Consider the following 4141-nt stretch of genomic DNA (forward strand, 5'->3'; position numbering starts at 1 on the left):
GGCCACATCGGCAGCTGGGCGCCCAGTCCCATGATCAGCAGCACCGGCTCGCCGGCCGGGTCGCCGAGGTCCTCGTAGTACAGCTCGACGCCGCCCTGCTCGCTGTGTGCGATGCCGCTACGAGTCAGCATTCTTCTTGCCAGGGCTGCACCCAGCCGTCGATTGTCCAGCCCTCGCGCGCGGCGATCAGCTCGTACATGGTGGCGCCGTCGATGCTCTCCCGGATGATGTCAGCATGCCCGGAGTGCCGCGCGAGCTCGTTGATCACATGCAGGATCACCCAGCGCACAGACCAGGCATCCAGATCCTTGGGGAACCACGGAATGTCGGTCGGCACCGGCACTTTCGCGTCCAGGTCGGCGGTTTCGACCAGCTGCAGCGACGTGGCGTTCTCCGCCTCGAAGGCGCTGAGCAGCCCGGCCAGCGTCTCGTCGGGCCGCATCACGTGCTGGTCGCCGTAGTCCTTGGCGATCTCCTCGAACGGCCGGGTGTCGCGCGGCGGCTCGTCGGGCGCCGCGGCGACCCGCGCCATCCACGTGCGCTGCATACCGGTGGCGTGCTTGACCAGCCCGCCGATCGACAACGCACTGGCAGTCGGCTGCGAGCGAGCCTGGTCATCGGTCAGGCCGTAGGCCACCGCGAAGTACGCGCTCTGGTGATAGGACAGGTACTCGCGCAGGGCGCTGCGTTCATCGGCCACGGGCGAAGCGAGTGCGGGCATTAATCCGTAATACCAAGCCGATCGACAAGCAGCAAAAATACCGTCGCGAAATCGTTGTCGGCGGTGCTGGCGCGCACCTGTTCCCAGTCGACCTGCTCGCGGATCGCCCGGACGGATGGCAGCAGCGGCCCGAAGTCGCAGTGGTGTTCATGCAGCGCCAGCAGTTTCTGGATGACCACTTTCGTCGGGGACAACACCGGCATCCGGACGGCCAACACCTCTCGGGACTCGCCCGAATGGATCATGTCGGCGTCGACGGCGACTCCGTTGACTCGATGCAACACATCGACGACGGCGCCATCGACACTTGCCTTGAACAACCAGGCCTCCGGCGTCCGTTCGATGCTGAAGCCGGCTAGCGACAGGGTCTCTGCGGCCGCCTCGACATCGGGTTCGGCGACGACGAAGTCGACGTCATGCACCGGTTCGGGCGCGCCGTACACCCACAGCGCGTAGCCGCCGGCGAGCGCGAACTCGGGTCCATCCGCGGCCAGCGCTGACGCGGCGCGCCGCAACGCTTCACGCAGCTCCTTGTTGCGCGCGAACGCCGATGATCCGTTGGCCGTCATCGTGGGTAGGTAGTACCCATGCGGATGGCCACCTTCAACATCCTGCACGGGCGCGACATCGACGACGAAGAGGTCGATGTCGATCGGCTCGCGGACTGCGTGCGGCGACTGGACGCCGATGTGCTGGCGCTGCAGGAGGTCGACTGCGACCAGCCCCGATCCGCGATGGCCGATCTCACCGCTGTCGCGGCCGAGGCGATGGGCGCGGTCAGCCACCGATTCGTCGCCGCGATCTCCGGCACTCCGGGCGCGACCTGGATGGCTGCCACCGGCCGCGAGCAGCCGGGCGTCGCGAGCTACGGCATTGCGCTGCTGTCCCGGTTTGAAGCCCTCACCTGGCAGGTGGTGCGGCTGCCGCGGATTCCGATGAAGTTCCCGATGTATCTGCCCGGCAGTGGCCGGGTGCAAGTCGTCGACGAAGAGCCCCGCACCGCGGTGCTGGCGCGGTTCGACACCGATGTCGGTCCGGTGACGGTGGCGAACACTCATTTGTCGTTCGTCCCGGGGTACAACCGTGTGCAGCTGCGACGGCTGACCCGCGATCTGCGTGGCTTCCCCGGGCCGCGGGTGCTGATGGGTGATCTCAATATGACCCCACCGACGCCGCAGCGCTGGACCAGAATGCGGCCGCTCGCCACCGCATTGACGTTTCCGATCGATCACCCCAACCGTCAGCTCGACCATATTTTGACCGACGACGCCGGCCTGGTCGCCGAGGCGTGTTCGGCGCCGGCGCTGCCGATCTCGGATCATCGGCCGTTGATCATCGACGTGTCGCGTCAGTGACGCCGCGCCGCACCCGTCCAGCGTCGTAGGGTGCGGGGGTGCAGGTGATTTCGGCGGAGTCGACGGAGCTTTTCGTCGGGCCGCCAGACGCGCCGCTGCAGGTGGCGAGGGTGATCATCAGCCGCGGCGGCGAGCCGACGCTGATCCGGGTCGACGGTGACGGCCTTCAGGGCGAGACCTTGGCCCGCGCCGGTGAGGACCTGGTCGAGGTGCCGGTTGCCGTCCAGCACCCGGTCGTCGGTCAGCGGCGCGCCGCGCAGCTGCACGTCGACGGCGGCGTGACGCCGTTCGCGTTCACCGTCGCCGAACCCGGCTGGACGATGTTCATGATCAGCCACTTCCACTACGACCCGGTGTGGTGGAACACCCAGGGCGCCTACACCAGCATGTGGCGGCAAGACCCACCGGACAGGTGCCGCAACGGCTTTGAGCTGGTGCGTGCGCATCTGGAGATGGCCCGGCGCGAACCCGAATACAAATTCGTGCTCGCCGAAGTCGACTACCTCAAGCCGTACTGGGATACCTATCCCGAGGACCGCGCCGATCTGCGCCGCCTGATCGCACAGGGCCGCGTGGAGATCATGGGCGGCACATACAACGAACCCAACACCAACCTCACCAGCCCCGAGACAACGATCCGAAACCTGGTGCACGGCATGGGCTTTCAGCGCGACGTGGTTGGCGGTAACCCGGCAACCGCATGGCAGCTCGACGTGTTCGGCCATGATCCGCAGTTTCCGGGGATGGCCGGCGATGCCGGGCTGACCTCTAGTTCGTGGGCCCGCGGACCGCATCACCAATGGGGTCCGATGCACAGCGAGGGCGGCGTGGCAGGCATGCAGTTCTGCAGCGAGTTTGAATGGATCGCGCCGTCGGGGCGCGGTCTGCTCACCCACTACATGCCCGCGCATTATGGGGCCGGCTGGGGGATGGACGACGCCCCGTCGCTGGCGGAGGCCGAACAGGCCACTTACCGGCTGTTCGAGGAACTTCGCAAGGTCGCGCTCACCCGCAACGTGCTGCTACCGGTCGGCACCGATTACACCCCACCGAACAAGTGGGTCACCGAGATTCACCGGGACTGGGGTGCGCGCTACACCTGGCCGCGGTTCGTCTGCGCGCTGCCGAGTGAGTTCTTCGCCGCGGTGCGAGCCGAATTGGACACCCAAGTGCTGGCGCCGTCGCCGCAAACCCGGGACATGAACCCGATCTACACCGGCAAGGATGTGTCGTACATCGACACCAAACAAGCCAACCGGGCCGCCGAGAACGCGGTGTTGGACGCCGAGAAATTCGCGGTGTTCGCGGGGCTGCTGGCCGGCGCCGACTACCCGCAGGCGGCACTGGCCAAGGCGTGGGTGCAGCTGATCTACGGCGCTCACCACGACGCCATCACCGGCTCGGAATCCGACCAGGTCTACCTCGATCTGCTGACCGGCTGGCGCGACGCGTGGGAACTCGGCCGCGCCGCCCGGGACAACTCGCTGGCACTGCTGTCCAGTGCCGTCGACGGCGACGTGATCGTCTGGAATCCATTGGCGCACAACCGGACCGATGTCGTTACCGCTCGGCTTGAGGATTCGTTGGGTTCCGGGGTACGCGTGCTCGATCACGACGGTGCCGAGTTGCCCGCGCTTGTCGAGGACGACGGACGGTCGGTCAGCTGGCTGGCGCGCGACGTGCCGTCGCTCGGCTGGCGGGCCTACCGGCTGGTCGCCGCTGACACCTCGACATCATGGAAGCCGTTGCGTGGCAAGCAGATTGCGAACGAGCATTACCGCCTGGATGTCGACCCGGTCCGCGGCGGTGGGGTGTCATCGCTGATGCACGACGGCCGGCAGCTGATCGCCGAGGGCCGGGTAGGGAACGAGCTGGCCGTCTACCAGGAATATCCGGCGCACCCGACCGGCGGCGAAGGCCCGTGGCACCTGCTGCCCAAGGGGCCGATAGTCGGCTCGTCGGAAAGCCCAGCGGAAGTGCGGGCTTACCACAGCCAGCTGGGCCAGCGGCTGGTGGTGACCGGCCGGATCGGCGAATTACTGCGCTACACACAAACGTTGACGCT

At 67.1% G+C, this 4141-nt stretch carries 3 protein-coding genes and 2 pseudogenes; 2 read left to right on the plus strand and 3 right to left on the minus strand.

Annotated elements, in window-relative coordinates; translation table 11 throughout:
* The 3 genes and pseudogenes from WBF82_RS18680 to WBF82_RS18690 all read right to left on the minus strand — a co-directional run.
* Positions 1-131 (minus strand): annotated as a pseudogene (locus WBF82_RS18680) (alpha/beta hydrolase); the annotation flags it as partial.
* Positions 125-700 carry a DinB family protein gene (locus tag WBF82_RS18685; protein WP_424384444.1) on the minus strand — a complete coding sequence of 192 codons (576 nt, stop codon included), beginning with the start codon at positions 698-700 and terminating at the stop codon, positions 125-127. The gene WBF82_RS18685 and the pseudogene WBF82_RS18680, both read right to left, overlap by 7 nt.
* 20 nt (positions 701-720) lie before the next feature.
* Positions 721-1290 (minus strand): nucleotidyltransferase, encoded by a 570-nt coding sequence (locus WBF82_RS18690; RefSeq protein WP_424384442.1) that lies wholly within the window; start codon positions 1288-1290, stop codon positions 721-723.
* A gap of 18 nt (positions 1291-1308) precedes the next feature.
* On the opposite strand from WBF82_RS18690, the gene WBF82_RS18695 reads away from it, so the two are divergent.
* Positions 1309-2076 carry an endonuclease/exonuclease/phosphatase family protein gene (locus WBF82_RS18695; protein ID WP_424384443.1) on the plus strand — a complete coding sequence of 256 codons (768 nt, stop codon included), beginning with the start codon at positions 1309-1311 and terminating at the stop codon, positions 2074-2076.
* A gap of 38 nt (positions 2077-2114) precedes the next feature.
* Positions 2115-4141, plus strand: a pseudogene (locus WBF82_RS18700) (NEW3 domain-containing protein); the annotation flags it as partial.

It is taken from the genome of Mycobacterium sp. (genome assembly GCF_049673265.1).
Classification (GTDB): Bacteria; Actinomycetota; Actinomycetes; order Mycobacteriales; family Mycobacteriaceae; genus Mycobacterium.